The 16053-nt window shown below is 59.4% G+C and carries 16 protein-coding genes and 1 tRNA gene; 11 read left to right on the top strand and 6 right to left on the bottom strand.

The annotated features are described in order from the left end of the window. Window positions 1-119: 119 nt before the first annotated feature. Both KGB21_RS06835 and KGB21_RS06830 read right to left on the bottom strand, forming a co-directional pair. Window positions 120-935, bottom strand: a complete 816-nt coding sequence (locus KGB21_RS06835) for a DUF1206 domain-containing protein (RefSeq protein ID WP_223504395.1) — start codon at window positions 933-935, stop codon at window positions 120-122. A gap of 327 nt (window positions 936-1262) precedes the next feature. Continuing rightward, window positions 1263-1350: transfer RNA gene (locus tag KGB21_RS06830), tRNA-Ser, on the bottom strand. 123 nt (window positions 1351-1473) lie between these two features. On the opposite strand from KGB21_RS06830, the gene KGB21_RS06825 reads away from it, so the two are divergent. Beyond that, entirely contained in the window at window positions 1474-2145 is a 672-nt protein-coding gene (locus KGB21_RS06825) for a Bax inhibitor-1/YccA family protein (protein ID WP_034147218.1), read from the top strand. 67 nt (window positions 2146-2212) lie between these two features. Here KGB21_RS06825 and KGB21_RS06820 read toward each other — a convergent pair whose 3' ends face one another. Next, entirely contained in the window at window positions 2213-2650 is a 438-nt protein-coding gene (locus KGB21_RS06820) for an Lrp/AsnC family transcriptional regulator (RefSeq protein ID WP_034147217.1), read from the bottom strand. A gap of 136 nt (window positions 2651-2786) precedes the next feature. Here KGB21_RS06820 and KGB21_RS06815 point away from each other — a divergent pair, with 136 nt between their 5' ends. Continuing rightward, the gene (locus tag KGB21_RS06815; protein ID WP_223504393.1) at window positions 2787-3680 is read left to right on the top strand and encodes a DMT family transporter; all 894 of its coding nucleotides are present in this window, start codon (window positions 2787-2789) and stop codon (window positions 3678-3680) included. 7 nt (window positions 3681-3687) lie between these two features. Here the strand turns inward: KGB21_RS06815 and KGB21_RS06810 are convergent, their stop codons facing one another. Continuing rightward, the gene (locus KGB21_RS06810) at window positions 3688-4725 is read right to left on the bottom strand and encodes an FUSC family protein (RefSeq protein WP_034147215.1); all 1038 of its coding nucleotides are present in this window, start codon (window positions 4723-4725) and stop codon (window positions 3688-3690) included. Window positions 4726-4772: 47 nt separating this feature from the next. Next, window positions 4773-6398: an NADP-dependent glyceraldehyde-3-phosphate dehydrogenase gene (locus KGB21_RS06805; protein WP_223504391.1), complete on the bottom strand. Its 1626-nt coding sequence runs from the start codon at window positions 6396-6398 to the stop codon at window positions 4773-4775. Window positions 6399-6644: 246 nt separating this feature from the next. On the opposite strand from KGB21_RS06805, the gene KGB21_RS06800 reads away from it, so the two are divergent. The 9 genes from KGB21_RS06800 (at window position 6645) to KGB21_RS06760 (ending at window position 15200) form a co-directional block, all read left to right on the top strand. Further along, complete coding sequence (locus tag KGB21_RS06800) at window positions 6645-7532, top strand: Dyp-type peroxidase (protein ID WP_223504389.1); 888 nt, start codon at window positions 6645-6647, stop codon at window positions 7530-7532. A 257-nt stretch (window positions 7533-7789) separates the two neighbouring features. Next, a complete protein-coding gene (locus KGB21_RS06795) occupies window positions 7790-8542 on the top strand; it encodes a GntR family transcriptional regulator (protein ID WP_223504388.1) in 753 nt (250 codons plus the stop codon). Further along, the gene (locus KGB21_RS06790; protein ID WP_223504386.1) at window positions 8539-10269 is read left to right on the top strand and encodes a fumarate reductase/succinate dehydrogenase flavoprotein subunit; all 1731 of its coding nucleotides are present in this window, start codon (window positions 8539-8541) and stop codon (window positions 10267-10269) included. Before KGB21_RS06795 ends, KGB21_RS06790 begins: the two co-directional genes overlap by 4 nt. A gap of 26 nt (window positions 10270-10295) precedes the next feature. Continuing rightward, a complete protein-coding gene (locus KGB21_RS06785) occupies window positions 10296-10541 on the top strand; it encodes a ferredoxin family protein (RefSeq protein WP_223504384.1) in 246 nt (81 codons plus the stop codon). Window positions 10542-10781: 240 nt separating this feature from the next. Next, window positions 10782-12188 carry an ABC transporter substrate-binding protein gene (locus tag KGB21_RS06780; RefSeq protein WP_223504383.1) on the top strand — a complete coding sequence of 469 codons (1407 nt, stop codon included), beginning with the start codon at window positions 10782-10784 and terminating at the stop codon, window positions 12186-12188. Window positions 12189-12329: 141 nt separating this feature from the next. Continuing rightward, window positions 12330-13112 carry an ABC transporter permease gene (locus tag KGB21_RS06775; protein WP_223504381.1) on the top strand — a complete coding sequence of 261 codons (783 nt, stop codon included), beginning with the start codon at window positions 12330-12332 and terminating at the stop codon, window positions 13110-13112. Beyond that, window positions 13112-13960 carry an ABC transporter ATP-binding protein gene (locus KGB21_RS06770; RefSeq protein WP_223504379.1) on the top strand — a complete coding sequence of 283 codons (849 nt, stop codon included), beginning with the start codon at window positions 13112-13114 and terminating at the stop codon, window positions 13958-13960. Before KGB21_RS06775 ends, KGB21_RS06770 begins: the two co-directional genes overlap by 1 nt. Next, window positions 13957-14919 (top strand): HEAT repeat domain-containing protein, encoded by a 963-nt coding sequence (locus tag KGB21_RS06765; protein WP_223504377.1) that lies wholly within the window; start codon window positions 13957-13959, stop codon window positions 14917-14919. Before KGB21_RS06770 ends, KGB21_RS06765 begins: the two co-directional genes overlap by 4 nt. Continuing rightward, a complete protein-coding gene (locus tag KGB21_RS06760) occupies window positions 14916-15200 on the top strand; it encodes a DUF971 domain-containing protein (RefSeq protein ID WP_034147206.1) in 285 nt (94 codons plus the stop codon). The genes KGB21_RS06765 and KGB21_RS06760 overlap by 4 nt, the downstream gene beginning before the upstream one ends. Window positions 15201-15311: 111 nt before the next feature. Here KGB21_RS06760 and KGB21_RS06755 read toward each other — a convergent pair whose 3' ends face one another. Next, window positions 15312-16049 (bottom strand): TorF family putative porin, encoded by a 738-nt coding sequence (locus tag KGB21_RS06755; protein ID WP_034147205.1) that lies wholly within the window; start codon window positions 16047-16049, stop codon window positions 15312-15314. Window positions 16050-16053: the final 4 nt, after the last annotated feature.

Here is a 16053-nt window from a genome sequence, read left to right as displayed (position 1 = left end):
TCATCAATATCTGATTGTTGCCCGAATCGGATCGTTCAGTCTGAAGCCAAAAATCCAGACGTTTTTCCTGGAATCCAGCACCATCCGGCGAGCCTTCCTTCACCAGCATCTGGTAGCGACTAAGATTGCGGTACCCCAGGCACATCCATGTTTATTTTGCGCCAGGCGGCTTCGGCAAAGCTGTAAACCGAAAAGGCGATCAACCCAAGAGCCATCACCATCAAAATCAAGGCCCCGGCTGGCAGGTTCTGGAGCGCATCAAGGGCTTCTTTCATGCCAGGTGGATCGGTAGCTTGATAACGGGAGCCGCTGATCGCCAGTAGCAGGGCTATCTCAATAAACACCACGCCTCGGGCTATGAGTCCAAATCGAGATACCGGGCGTATGTAACGCATCACATCTTCGTCAGCCTCGAAGTACTTCTCGAACGACGCCTTCCATCCCTTGATGATGTGAGCAATGCCCACACCTAATGGGACTAGCGCCACGAGGTAGACCACCACGTTTGAGTGATCCCAGGATAAAAGATGCGCCAGTAAATCCTTTGTCTCCCCACCTCCGGAATTGCCTGAACTCCTGACGCCGGTGATGAGTAGGCCCAATGCAAAAAACGCAAGAGCACCGTTAACCAAACCTCCCGCCAATAAACCTGCACGAATCACCAACCCCTTCAGCTTCGTACCGTGATGATCGACGTCGCGAATCGCTTGCAGCACTCGCCACCCGGCGAAGGCCAGCAAACCCGCCACCACTAGCCCGACCAGGACATATCCGAATGGCTGGCTTAACAACGCCTCGAGGCTTTTGTGACTGTCCTTCGGTCTTGTCGAGTCCTGAGCCGCCAGCAGAGCGAAGATACCAATGATCAGATACAGAACACCTCGAGCGGCATATCCGCCCCGAGCGAGTACGACAAGGGTGTGTTGAGCGGACATTGGATTATTTCCGAGGAGTGATACAGGAGCAGACCTATCGCGGGGGAAGGGGTTCGATAAAGGCGAAGTCTTCGCAAACTCAATATGGTTACTCAGGCGATATGAGCAGTCTGAATCGCCAGGCACGGTTTCTGCGTTGTAACGATCTACCAGTTCCAGCAACCCTGATGAGGGTTGGCGGGGCGATGACATGAACTCGCCCAAGGGCCTGCCTCTCGTCGAAAAAAGGGTTTTTTCCAAGGCATGGGCTGAAGTAGGGGCTTTAAGGTTTTGTTGAAAGCCAGAAACGACAAAGCCCTGAATAATCAGGGCTTTGTCGTATAAAGATGGCGGAGGCGATGGGATTCGAACTCATGGACCTGTTACAGTCGACGGTTTTCAAGACCGTTGCCTTAAACCACTCGGCCACACCTCCGTTTGCGTTGCGGGCGCCATAATACCTGAATGAAACACACTGTCAAACTCTCTGCATAGCTTGTTACAGAGCGTCTGTTATGATCTTTGCGACTGAACGTTTCAAACCAACAGGAGTGTCGCCATGCGCGAACAGGATTACGCAGTTAATAACAGCGTGCAGGCTGAGCAGCTAGAGGTTAGCCGCGTCCTGCGCAACACATACGGCTTGCTCGCCCTGACCCTCGCATTCAGCGGTGTAATGGCTTTCGTTGCCCAGCAGATGCGTGTTGGCTACCCGAATATTTTCGTGGTGCTGATCGGCTTCTACGGTCTTTTCTTCCTCACCAACAAACTCCGTGATTCCGCCTGGGGCCTGGTGTCGGCATTTGCCCTGACCGGTTTCATGGGTTTCCTGCTCGGCCCGATCCTCAACCGTTACCTGGGCATGCAGGGCGGCGCTGAAGTCGTCAGCTCGGCATTCGCGATGACGGCACTGGTGTTCGGCGGCTTGTCGGCCTACGTACTGATCACCCGCAAGGACATGAGCTTCCTCGGTGGTTTCATCACTGCAGGTTTCTTCGTGCTGCTGGGTGCGACGCTGGCGAGCTTCTTCTTCCAGATCAGCGGCCTGCAACTGGCGATCAGCGCAGGTTTCGTGCTGTTTTCCTCGGTCTGCATTCTGTTCCAGACCAGCGCCATCATTCACGGCGGCGAGCGCAACTACATCATGGCGACCATCAGCCTGTATGTATCGATCTACAACCTGTTCATCAGCTTGTTGCAGCTGTTCGGCATTATGAGCCGCGACGACTGATCGTCGGCCATGAGTAAAAAAACCCGCTTCGGCGGGTTTTTTTCGTTCATTGGTTTGGGTACGGCCGCTACGCCATCGGCGGCAACCGCCGTTTCACCGGGGTTTTCTTGACGATTGCCGTGTTGGTTTCAGCGTGGGTGTTGAGGCGGTCGAGCAGGGTGTCCAACTGTTCCATGGAACGCACATGCAGGCGCGCGATGAAGCAGTCGTCGCCCGTCACTTTGTCGCACTCGGTGAATTCCGGGATGGCCTGAATCTGCCGTTCCACTTCCTGCAACTGGCCCGGCAGCGGGCGGATGCGCACGATGGCCTGGAGCTGATAGCCAAAGCACTTGGCATCGATCTCGACGGTGTACCCCTTGAGCACGCCACGTTCTTCCAGGCGACGCAGGCGCTCGGCAACGCTGGGCGACGACAGGCCGCTGATTTGCGCCAGGGCCTTGAGCGAGCGCCGTGAGTCTTCCATCAATGCAGTGATCAGCACTTGGTCGATATCATCGGTCATGACGAAAACCTCTATTAGGCAATTTTTCAAAATAGCCTTCGCAATAAAGGCAGATACCGAGTTTAGCCTGCTTTTTGCGCTGGAGAAGCCCCTCGGCTGATTGGCATACTTTGCCCATAAACAGAGGAGTCTGAAGATGGACAAGACAATACGTCGCGGCTCATTCGAAATGACCGCCGCCATGCTGATTTCCGGGACCATTGGCTGGTTCGTGCTGGTGTCCGGGCAACCGGTGCTGGATGTGGTGTTCTGGCGCTGCCTGTTCGGCGCCGGCACTTTGCTGCTGATATGTGCGGCATTCGGTTTCCTGCGCCCTGGCATTCTGACCCGAACCACCTTCCTGCTGGCCGTGCTCAGCGGCGTGGCGATTGTCGGCAACTGGGTGCTGTTGTTCGCCTCTTATTCGCGCGCTTCGATTGCCATCGGCACGGCGGTTTATAACGTGCAGCCCTTCATGCTGGTGGGACTGGCCGCGGTGTTCCTCAACGAGAAAATCACCTTGCAGAAACTGGCCTGGCTGGGTGTTTCATTTCTTGGGATGCTGGCGATTGTCAGTGCCCATGGCGGGCAGGGCGAGAGTGGCAACGAGTACCTGATCGGCATTGTTCTGGCGCTGGGCGCTGCTTTCCTTTACGCCATTGCCGCGTTGATCATCAAACGCCTGACCGGCACACCGCCGCACCTGATCGCCCTGATTCAGGTCAGCACCGGCGTGTTGTTGCTCGCGCCATTCGCGCACTTTTCGGCATTGCCGCAAGCGCCGAGTGCCTGGGCCAGCCTGGTGACGTTGGGGATCGTCCACACCGGCGTGATGTATGTGTTGCTGTACGGCGCGATCCAGAAACTGCCGACGGCATTGACCGGGGCGTTGTCGTTCATCTACCCGATCGCAGCGATTTTCGTCGACTGGTTCGCCTTTGGCCATCACCTGGAGCCGCTGCAATGGATCGGCGTAGCGGCGATCCTGTTGGCGGCGGCCGGCATGCAACAGGGTTGGAGCCTGAAGTTTCGTCGCTCGATTACCCAGTAAACAGGTGTCAGATGTTCCAGCGGGGCGCAGTCTTCGCCAGTCGCTGGCGCATCTCACCGATGTTGCTGGCCAATTGGCGGATCAACAGTCGATAGCCGTCCAGCGGGTTGTAGATCGGCGCGTCCAACGTGGAGTCCGGCAGTTCCATGGGGCGACTGAGTCGCTGGAACGAGCCGGACTTCAGCGCCCGGGCCATGCCGATCAGTTGCACCCGAATCAACCGATGTTCCGCCTTCAATTCAGATTGCAGACGCGCCATGGCCTCGGGGTCATTGGCGTCAGGTCGAGTGTTGCCAAGAATCTCCAGCGTGCTGACGCACATGCGCAAGTGACGCTGAATGGCATCAAGTTCGGTCATGGAAATCTTCACTTCCTTGGACACTGACGGCATCAGCGACCGTAGCTGCACCATCACCGTATTCAGCCGTCCCATGAGCTTGAGGTGTTCATCGGCGGTGACGGGTTGGCCGTTGATGATCCGCCCGTACACCGTCGCGCAATCACGCAAGGCATCGGCCAGGTTGTAGCGCCAGGAATAGACCGCGTAGAGCGGCAGGGCGAAGGAAAACGCCAGGGCCAAGGCAATGCCGATCAGGATATCGACCCCGCGCCACAGTCCGTCAGACACCTGATTGTCACCGTGGCCCGCGACGATGAACACGGTAATGCCGGCCAGCAGCGCGGTATAGCCACCCTTGCCGATGGCATGGTAGGAGAAAAATCCGCAAATCACCGCCATGGCGAAATAGGTCAACCAAGGCATTCCGAGCCAGGCCTGTTGCACCACCAACGCCAATCCGATTGCCGCCCCGACCAAGGTGCCGATGGCCCGCTCAGCAGCTTTTTTGCCGATATTGCCGTGATGCTGCAAACCGCCGATGACCACGAGCATCGTCACCGACGCCCACTCACCGTGGGGCAGGTGGATGCCGGTGGTCAGCAGGATAGAGGCGAGCAATCCGAGCGATACCCGTACCGCGTGGATCACTTTGGCGTGGCGATAGCGCCGGTACGGGTCCAGCAACGGACGCAGTAGCCGGCGCATTAACGGTGGCAGGCGATGAGCTGTCGATGTGTTCAGGCCTGGTCTCCTCAGAAGATGTAATCGGTGGTCAGGAAACTCGAACTACGACCGCTGATGATTTCGCTGATCAGGTCCTTGTTGGTCTCCTGGAACTTGGTCGCCACCAATGTCCGAATTGAAAACACCCGCAACGCGTCATGCACCGACAAGGTGCCCTCGGCGGAGTTTTTGCGGCCGTTGAACGGATAGGTGTCAGGGCCGCGCTGGCACTGGGCGTTGAGGTTGATTCGTCCGACCTGATTGGCGAAGGTGTCGACCAATCGGCCAACCGCCACGGGATTGGTGCCGAAGATGCTCAACTGCTGGCCGAAGTCAGATTCCAGGACGTAATCGATGACGGTGTCCAGATGCCGATACGGCACGATCGGCACCACCGGACCGAACTGTTCTTCCTGGTAGACGCGCATCTGTGGGTTCACTGGGTACAACACCGCCGGGTAGAAAAAAGATGCGCGGGCTTCGCCACCGTTGGGGTTCACCACTTTTGCGCCTTTGCCGATGGCGTCCGCCACCAGCGCGTGCAGGTAATCGACCTTGCTCGACTCCGGCAGCGGCGTCAGGGCCACGCCGCTGTCCCACGGCATGCCGGGTTTGAGCGTGGCGAGTTTGGCGTTGAATTTTTCGATGAAGGCGTCAACAACGTCTTCATGGACAAAGAGTATTTTCAACGCCGTGCAGCGCTGGCCGTTGAACGACAGAGAACCGGTGACCGCTTCGTTGACCGCGTTGTCCAGATCCACCTCCGGCAGGACGATGCCGGGGTTCTTTGCATCCAGGCCCAGTGCCGCGCGCAAGCGGTGAGGTTTTGGATGGAGTTTCTTCAGGTCGCTGGCAGCCTTGTTGGTGCCGATAAACGCAAAAATATCGATCTTGCCGCTGGCCATCAGCGCGCTGACGGTCTCGCGACCGCTGCCATAGATCACGTTGATCACCCCGGCCGGGAAGCTGTCGCGAAACGCTTCCAGCAGTGGCCGGATCAGCAGCACGCCGAGTTTCGCCGGTTTGAACACCACGGTGTTGCCCATGATCAGTGCCGGGATCAGCGTGGTGAAGGTTTCGTTCAGCGGGTAGTTGTAAGGGCCCATGCACAACGCCACGCCCAGTGGTACGCGACGGATCTGGCCGAGGGTGTCCTGCTCCAGCTCGAAACGGCTGGAGCGGCGGTCGAGTTCCTTGAGGGCGTTGATGGTGTCGACGATGTAATCGCAGGTGCGGTCGAACTCTTTCTCCGAGTCCTTGAGGTTCTTGCCGATTTCCCACATCAGCAACTTGACCACCGCCTCGCGCTGTTCGCGCATGTGCTTGAGGAAGGTTTCGACATGCTGGATTCGCTCGGCCACGCGCATGGTCGGCCACAAACCCTGGCCGCGGTCATAGGCACGCACGGCGGCGTCGAGGGCGGTCAATGCGGTTTCCGCGTCCAGCAGCGGCGTGCTGCCCAGGATCACTTGTTCGTCGCCGTTGGCGCCGCTGAGGTACACCGGGCTACGGACCTGGGCGAGGGGGCCGGGCCAGGTTTTCAGGACGCCATCGACCAGGTATTCACGCTGTTCGGTCGGGCCGTCGAGCCGGTATTTTTCCGGGATGCTGCCGGCCTCGGGAAACAGGTTGCCAAGGATATTCGCTGTAGTCATTTCGCTACCCCGTGTGAGATGTCAGCCGTGTGCTGGTTGGATTGCGCTTCAAGGGTTATACGCCTTAATGACTCGATTTTTTACGTCAATCGAGCGGCGACAGGCAGGGCAGAGGGGTTGAGGAACTGAATCTTGTGCCTCAAGCGTAGACCGCTTTGCCCGGTTCTTGTAACCGGACTTTTGACCTGAGCCCAGACAATGGCCGGTGCTGCGGTTAAACTTGGCGCACTTTCTTAAGGAGTTCATATGAGTCATTACCAGCCGGGCATTCTCGCCACCCCCGTTCCGCCTCACGCCCGTCATATGTTCTTCGCCCTCGAATCCGCTGCGGCACTGCCGGCCGCGCTAGACAAATTGATGCAACTGGTGGATGGCAAGTCGGCCGTGGTTGGCTTCGGTGAATCCCTGGTCAAAGCCCTGGACGGCAACATTGAAGGGCTGCGCGCGTTCCCGGCGCTGACTGGCGTGGGCGTAGATAACCCGTCGACCCAACACGCGCTGTGGTGCTGGTTGCACGGTGTGGACCGTGGCGAGTTGCTTAATCGCAGCAATGCCTATGAAGCAGCATTGGCGCCGGCCTTTCGTTTGGTGCAGGTGACAGAAGGCTTTCGCCACCGTGACGGCCACGACCTGACTGGCTATGAAGACGGCACCGAGAACCCACGCGACGAAGCCGCCGAATCTGCCGCGCTGGTGGCTGAAGGCGCTGACGGCATGGTCGGTGGCAGCTTTGCCGCGATCCAGCAATGGCAGCATGACCTCAAGGGTTTCCACGCCATGCCGTCCCATGAAACCGACGACATCATGGGCCGTCGCCTGAGCGACAACGAAGAGCTCGACGACGCGCCGATCTCCGCCCACGTCAAACGCACCGCCCAGGAAAGCTTCGCGCCCGAGGCGTTCATCGTCCGTCGTTCGATGCCGTGGATCGAAGACGATCGCGCCGGCCTGATGTTCCTTGCGTTCGGTTTCTCGCTTGACGCTTTCGAAGTCCAGTTGCGCCGCATGAGCGGTCTGGAAGACGGTGTCACCGACGGTTTGTACCGAATCAGCCGGCCGATTACCGGTGGTTATTACTGGTGCCCGCCGCTCAAGGATGGTCATCTGGATCTGCGTGCACTGCGCATCGGCTGACATGCTTTTGTGGCGAGGGAGCTTGCTCCCGCTGGGCGGCGAAGCGGCCCCAAAACCGGCAAAACGCACCGCATCTGATAAATCGCGTGCATTGGGTTTACGACTGCTGCGCAGCCGAGCGGGAGCAAGCTCCCTCGCCACAGGTGTTTCAGCGCTCGGCTGATTGTCGGCTCTAACCTTATGCTCAAACAGTATTTCTCAAGCCGATCTTTAGAACTCTAAGATCACGTCATAACTCGTTATGACAAGTGATCCTCATGACCGATAACGTTCTATCCCTCAACAGCGTTCCTTTGCATACCCAACTAAGGGATGTGCTTCGCGCGCGCATTCTCGACGGTGAATACCCGCAAGACAGCCAGATGCCTTCCGAAAGCGAGCTTGGCGCGCTGTTCAAGGTCAGCCGCATCACCGTGCGCCAGGCCCTCGGCGATCTGCAAAAGGAAGGTTTGATCTTCAAGATCCACGGCAAAGGCACCTTCGTCGCCAAGCCGAAAACCTTCCAGAACGTCAGCACCCTGCAAGGCCTGGCCGAGTCCATGACCGGGCGCGGCTACGAGGTGATCAACCGTCTGCGCAGCTTTAAATTCATTGCCGCCGACAAACTGGTCGCCGAGCGTTTGCAGGTTGCTGAAGGCGAGACCGTAGCGCAGATCAAACGCGTGCGTTTGATCAACCGCGAGCCGATATCGCTGGAGATCACCTACCTGCCCAAAGCCATTGGCGAACGGCTGGAGAAGGCTGATCTGGTCACCCGCGACATCTTCCTGATCCTCGAAAACGACTGCGGTCTGGCCCTCGGTCACGCCGACCTGGCCATCGATGCCGTACTGGCCGACAGCGACCTGACCCAAGCGCTGAACGTCGAACCCGGCTCGCCGATCATGCGCATCGAGCGTCTGACCCACGATGCAAACGGCCAGCCCGTGGACTTCGAACACCTTTACTACCGTGGCGATGCTTTCCAGTACCGCCTGCGGATCGACCGGCAAAAAGGGGCGCAGGCATGACCCGAACGACTCTCGAACAGGAATACGACATCGTCGTGATCGGCGGCGGCACCGCTGGCCCCATGGCGGCGATCAAGGCCAAGGAGCGCAACCGCGATCTGCGGGTGTTGCTGATCGACAAGGCCAACGTCAAGCGCAGCGGCGCGATCAGCATGGGCATGGACGGCCTGAACAACGCGATCATCCCCGGCCACTCCACGCCGGAGCAGTACACCAAGGAAATCACCATCGCCAACGATGGCATCGTCAACCAGGCGGCGGTCTACGCCTACGCCACCCACAGCTTCGAAACCATCGAGCAACTGGACCGCTGGGGCGTGAAATTCGAGAAGGACGAAACCGGTGACTACGCGGTGAAAAAGGTCCACCACATGGGCGCCTATGTGCTGCCGATGCCGGAAGGGCACGACATCAAGAAAGTCCTCTATCGCCAGTTGAAGCGGGCGCGGGTGAGCATCACCAATCGCCTGGTCTGCACCCGTTTGCTGACGGACGAAGAGGGCGCGGTCAACGGTGTGATGGGCTTCGATTGCCGCACGGCCGACTTCCATGTGATCAAGGCTAAGGCAGTGATCCTCGCCTGCGGTGCGGCCGGGCGTTTGGGCCTGCCGTCCTCGGGTTACCTGATGGGTACCTACGAAAACCCGACCAATGCCGGCGACGGCTACGCGATGGCTTACCACGCCGGGGCCGAGCTGGCGAACCTCGAAAGCTTCCAGATCAACCCGCTGATCAAGGACTACAACGGCCCGGCTTGCGCCTACGTCACCGGCCCCTTGGGCGGCTATACCGCCAACAACAAGGGCGAGCGTTTCATCGAGTGCGACTACTGGAGCGGTCAGATGATGTGGGAGTTCCACCAGGAACTCGAAAGCGGCAACGGCCCGGTGTTCCTCAAGCTCGATCACCTGGCCGAGGAAACCATCCAGAACATTGAAGAAATCCTCCACAGCAACGAGCGGCCGAGTCGCGGCCAATTCCACGCCAATCGCGGCACCGACTACCGCACGCAGATGGTCGAGATGCATATCTCCGAGATCGGTTTTTGCAGCGGGCATTCGGCGTCGGGGGTGTGGGTCAACGAGAAGGCCGAGACTTCGGTCAAGGGTTTGTACTCGGCGGGGGACATGGCGGCGGTGCCGCACAACTACATGCTCGGCGCGTTCACCTATGGTTGGTTTGCGGGCAATAACGCGGCAGATTTTGTCGCTGGCCGCGAGTTCTCAGCGCTGGATACGCAGCAAATCGAAACCGAAAAGCAACGGGTCTACGCTCCGCTGGACCGTGAACACGGTCTGCCACCGGCTCAGGTCGAGTACAAGCTGCGTCGCTTCGTCAACGACTACCTGCAACCGCCGAAAGTGACCAAGAAAATGCAAATCGGCCTGCAACGCTTCAGCGATATCCAGCGCGATCTCGACCAGATCAAGGCCCACAACGCCCACGAACTGATGCGCGCCATGGAAGTCAGCATGATCCGCGATTGTGCGGAAATGGCTGCAAGGGCTTCGCTGTTCCGCGCCGAAAGTCGCTGGGGGCTTTACCACTACCGGGTCGATCATCCGCAGCGCAATGACAGCGACTGGTTCTGCCATTGCCACCTGAAGAAGGGCGAAAACGGCCTGATGACCAGTTTCAAGAAAGCCGTCGAGCCTTACATCATCCCGCTGGATGCCGATGAAATGCAGGCCTACGACCGGTTGCGGGTCGGTGCCGATGCGGCTTGATGCCGTCCACAAAAGAGAGACCGAACATGGCCTATCAACCCCAGGAAATCTTCTTCCGCTCCAACGCGCCGGTCACGGTCGACGGGGACCTGTGCATCGCTCACAAGGGCTGCACTGTATGCGTCGATGTTTGCCCGATGGACTTGCTGGCGATCAACCCGACCACGCAAAAGGCCTACATGGCGTTCGATGAATGCTGGTACTGCATGCCGTGTGAAAAGGACTGCCCGACCGGGGCGGTGAAAGTCGAAATCCCGTACCTGCTGCGCTGAAACACCAACCCTGTAGGAGCCGGCTTGCTGGCGATAGCGTTTGTCCAGCCAGCATCAATGTTGAATGTCAGATCTCAATCGCCAGCAAGCCGGCTCCTACAGGTCGTGCGTTGCAGCGGCAATGCGTTAAAAGCTATCCGGGCCACTCCCGGACGCTTGATTTGCAAAACCCCTCGTTTCCCACCACGCCCTGATCGTGGCGGAGACGAACATCCTATAAATGATTCGAGGGGATTCACCATGTTATTGCGTGCAGCATTTGCCGGTCTGGTACTGGCCTCATTCACCTTGTCGGCCTCGGCCGAAACCATCCGTATCGCGATCGGCACCCAGGACACCACGATCAACTGCGCCGCCGGCGGTTTGTTGATTCGCGAACTGGGCCTGCTGGACAAATACCTGCCCCACGACGGCCAGTACAAAGACGCCAAATACGACATCGAGTGGAAGAACTTCACCAGTGGCGCGCCGCTGACCAACGAGATGGTTGCCGGCAAACTCGACTTCGGCGCGATGGCCGATTTCCCCGGTTCGTTCAACGGCGTGGCGTTCGAAACCGCCGGCAAGCACAGCCTGTTTATCAGCGTGCTTTCCGGCAGTACCAAGGGCAGTGGCAATGGCATCGTGGTGCCGAGCGCCTCGGGCGTGCAGTCGTTGGCAGAGCTGAAAGGCAAGACCATTTCCGTGCCGTTCGCCTCGACTGCCCATGGCATGTTGCTGCGTGCGGTGGCGGCCCAGGGTTGGGACCCGTTGAAGGACGTGAACATCATCGCCCAGCCACCGGAAGTCGCCGGCTCCGCATTGCAGGCCGGGAAAATCGACGCTCATGCCGACTTTGTGCCGTTCGCCGAACTGTTCCCGAGCCGGGGTTTCGCCCGCAAGATTTATGACGGTTCCCAGGCGGGCGCGCCGACCTTCCACGGGGCGTTGGTCGATCAGAGCTATGCGAAAAAATACCCGGAGATCGTCGTCGCCTATCTTCGTGCGAGCATCGAAGCCAACCAGTTGCTCGCCGCCGAGCCGGAGAAGTACAGCGAACTGATCGCCAAAGTCACCGGGGTGGATGCCGAGGTCAATTACCTGTTCCACGGTCCGCTCGGCGTACAGACCCGCGACCTGAGCTGGAAGCCGGAATACCGCCAGGCCGTCGGCACCGCCATCGACACCCTCAAGCTGTTGAAAAAGGCTGATCGCGGTCTCGACCTGAATACCTTCATCGACGATCAGTACATCCGCGCCGCCTTCAAAGCCTCGAACCTCGACTACAGCGCGCAACTGGCCAACTACGCGCAGACGCCGCTCAAAGTCGTCGATGCCGCCAGTGGCAAAGCCATCACTGACTTCAGCCACGTGGCCGAGATTTGGGTGCGCGGCGAGCCGAAAGTCCGCCAGTACGCTTCAGCGGAAGAGGCATTCTCTGCGTTGGCTGCCCTGAAGCAGGAAGGCAAAAACATTCGCGCGGTGTACGCCCAGGCCAGTGACAGCGGCATCAAGTTGCTGGCGGATCAGGCGTGGTTCGCCAGTGATGCGAAAGGCCGGCTCAGCGCATTCCTGCTCAAAGGCCAGGCCCAGCAATTCGCCACGGCCCAGGGCGGCAAGGTGTTCGACTTCACCGATGCCACCACGCAGGCCGTGGCCGTTCGCTAACCCACGTTCACCGCAACCACCTGTAGGAGCTGCCGAAGGCTGCGATCTTTTGGCGGCTTCAAATACGCCGAAGATCAAGATCAAAAGATCGCAGCCTTCGGCAGCTCCTACAGGTGAAGTGGTCGCCATTGGAAATTTTGTATGTCTGGATCATTTTTACGCTGGATTCCAAGGGCCGCATCCTTGCTGCTCTGCCTAATATTCTGGCAACTCGCCGCCAGCCACCACTGGAACCTCGGCCTGGTGACCTTCGCCAACGTGCCGACCCCGCTTGCGGTGATTGAAGCCGCGCTCGGCCTCGGCGACTCCGGCAAACTCGCTCAGCATCTGGGCAGCAGCCTCAGCCGGGTCTTCGCCGGTTACCTTGCGGCGCTGGTCATCGGCGTTGCCCTGGGCGTGGCGATCGGCCGCTCGAAATGGGCCGAAGATTTACTGCTGCCGCCTCTGGAGGTGCTGCGCCCGATCCCGGCAGTCGCCTGGATACCCTTGGCGATCCTGATGTTCCCGTCGTCAGAGCTGTCGATGGTCTTCATCACCTTCACCGGCGCGTTGTTCCCGATCCTGCTCAACACCGTGCACGGCGTCGAAGGCGTCGATCCACGGCTGATCGCCTCGGCGAAAAGCCTCGGGGCAGGGCGGCGGGCGATTCTGCTGGAAGTGATTCTGCCGGGGGCCGCGCCGAGCATCATCACCGGCCTCGCCATCGGCATGGGCACCTCGTGGTTCTGCCTGGTGACCGCCGAAATGATCTCCGGCCAATACGGCATTGGCTATTACACCTGGGAGTCCTACACCATCCAGAACTACGCCGACATCGTCGTCGGCATGTTGCTGATCGGTGTCCTCGGGATGGGTAGCAGCCTGCTGATCAAACGCCTGGGCGGGTTGTTCACGCCCTGGCATCGACCACGAGGAAAAGCCTGATGAGCGTTTTTCAACACCCGGAAGGGCGCATCGATATTCGCGGTTTGTCGATCAGCCTGGGCGAGGGCAGCGCCGCGTTCGAAGCGGTGCAGGGCCTTGATTGCCAGATCGAACCGGGACAGTTTGTGTGCATCCTCGGGCCATCCGGCTGCGGTAAATCCACCTTGCTCGGCGCCTTGGCCGGGCATCTGACCACCTATACCGGGACCCTGAATGTCGACGGTGCAAAAGTCTCGGGACCTTCGCCCCAGCGCGGAATGGTGTTCCAGCATCACACGCTGTTCCCTTGGCGAACCGTGCGTGACAACGTCGCTTTCGGCCTGAAAATGCGCGGCATCGGCAAAGCCGAGCGGCATAACGCGGCTGATGAAATCCTCGCTCTGGTCGGTCTCGAAGGCTTTGCCGAGCGCTGGCCGGATCAGTTGTCCGGTGGCATGCAGCAACGGGTGGAAATCGCCCGGGTGCTGGTCAATCGCCCTCGGCTGTTGCTGATGGACGAGCCGTTCGGCGCTCTCGATGCCTTGACCCGTTTGAACATGCAGGAACTGTTGCTGGACATCTGGACGCGGATTCGCACCACCGTGGTGTTCGTTACCCATGACATCGACGAAGCGCTGTTCCTCGCCGATCGCCTGCTGGTGATGAGTTCGCGCCCCGGCCGGATCATCGAAGACCTGCGCCTCGACTTCCCCCGGCCACGCACCACCGAACTGGTGACCAGCCATGAGTTCTCCCGTTTGAAGCGTCACTGCCTCGAATTACTGCGTCACGAAGACGGTCGGCAATTACCGCGCCTGAACCCTCTCGGACTTCCCCCTGAAAACAAACTGCCGCGATTTGCCCTATGACCTCACTATTCGATGTAACCGACAACGACGACATTCTTGCCCTGCAACCGCGCCTGACCGATGAAGATGCCGGCGTGCGCCGCATCGCGCTGATCGACTTGGCTGACCTGGAAGAACCGGATGGCCTGCTGTGGCTGGTCAATCGACTGGCCGAGGATCCGGCTGAAGAGGTCCGCGCCGAAGCCGCGCGCTTGCTGGAAGCCTGGGAGGATGAGCCTGTGGTCGAAGCGCTGTGTCAGGCGCTGACCGATCCAGCCGCAGCGGTGCAAGCCGCCGCCGCGCAAAGCCTCAGCCTGCTCAAGAGCGAAGCAGCGGGCAGGGTGATCCTGCCGTGGACAACGCATGCCGATATCGGTGTGCGCATCGCGGCGTTCAGGGCGTTGCGCGAGTTGCGCTATCCAGAAGCGGCTTCGGCGGCGCTTGTGGCGTTGGGCGATCAGGATGCCAATGTCCGCCGTGAAGCGGTCGGTGTGCTGGGTTGGCTCAAACAGCTGAATGCCTTGCCGGCGCTGGCGCGATTGGCCAGCGCTGATCCGGACACTGAAGTCCGTCGCGCTGCGACTGGCGCGCTCGGTCTGGCGTCTGATGCACACGTTTTGCCGGCCCTGCGACAGGCGCTACAGGACCAGGCCTGGCAAGTGCGCGAAGAAGCGGCCACCACGCTGGGCAAAGTCGGACAGGTCGACGCCGGCCCGGCCCTGGTCGAAGCCTTGAGCGACGATTACTGGCAAGTTCGCCTGCGTGCCACTCGCAGCCTCGGTCGCTTGCGTTACGTTCCGGCCCTCGACGCGCTGATCGAAACCCTCGGCCACCGCATCAGCAACCTGCGCAAGGAAGCCGCCCTGGCCCTCGGCGAACTGAATGAAAAAGGTGCCATCGCGCCATTACTCGCCGCGCAAGACGACGGCGACCCGGAAGTGCGCAAAGCCGTGCGCATTGCCTTGAGTCAGCTGCAATGAACCCGGTGTCGGTGGGTAATTCCCGGAGCCAACAGCAGCTTCGATTGAACTGGCCGGATGGTCGCGAACAGCGGCTGGATCACGTGGAGTTGCGGCGCCAGTGTCCGTGTTCGCAGTGTCGGGCGTTTCGGTTGCAGGGGATGCCGCCGTTGGTGGATTCACGGGTTCAGGTGATCGAAGTGAATTCACAGGGCTACGGCTTGCAACTGGTGTTCAGCGACGGCCACGAACGCGGGATTTATCCTTGGCCCTACCTCTCCAGCCTGACCGGAACCCTGTAGGAGCTGACGAGTGAAACGAGGCTGCGATCTTTTGACTTTGGCTTTTAAAAGCAAGATCAAAAGATCGCAGCCTCGTTTCACTCGTCAGCTCCTACAGGGGATCTATGGTGATTAGAAGGATTTGCTGATGCTCGCTACCACCGTCGCGCTGCACACATCATCGAAGCCCCAGTTGCTGGCGCACTGGCTCTTCGACAAATCGGTGTCGACATAACTCAAGCCCAGCATCACCCCCGCCAGTTCATGGGTCAGCTTGACCTCCCATTCACGGTACGAATCCTCGGCTTCACCCGAGCTCGAATACAGGTGCGGATCCTTGAAGTCCATCAAGCCATAACGCAGTTTCAGTCCCACGTCGTAGGGCAACGCGGTCTCATAACCGACGTAGCTGTAGAGCGAGTTCTGTTCGCTGTCGATACCCGGCGCGTCGTCGGAATAATAGGCCCCGAGTTTCACCCCATACACGCTGAGAATCCCGTAGACCTCGCTCTGATTGAACTGGCTCTCTTTTGGATAGGAATATTTCAGATAGCCCACGTCGAGGCTCACATCATCGGTGGCTTGCCACAACCAACCGGCGTAGTAATCGACCTCCTGACGGGTCTTCAGGCCGCCGCCAAAATCGACGTTGGAACTCCACGCGCCCAGGTACAGGCCGCTGCTGTGGGCCAGGGTGACAGAGCCTTGCAGGGCCGGATCATTTTGGGTTTGTGAGATGCCGCGAGTGCGATAGTCGCTGGCCAAGGTCACATCCATCAGCAACGAAAAGTCATCGTTCAAGGGCACAGCCTGGCTGCTCAAGGGCAGCAAGCTCAAGGAACCGAGGGCGAACAGGGTGAAAGCTTTCATGGGG

The sequence above is a fragment of the Pseudomonas sp. GL-RE-29 genome, assembly GCF_019947275.1.
Classification (GTDB): Bacteria; Pseudomonadota; Gammaproteobacteria; order Pseudomonadales; family Pseudomonadaceae; genus Aquipseudomonas; species Aquipseudomonas fluorescens_A.
The sequence above is the reverse complement of the archived record's forward strand: the minus strand, read 5'-3'. Positions and strand labels throughout refer to the sequence as shown.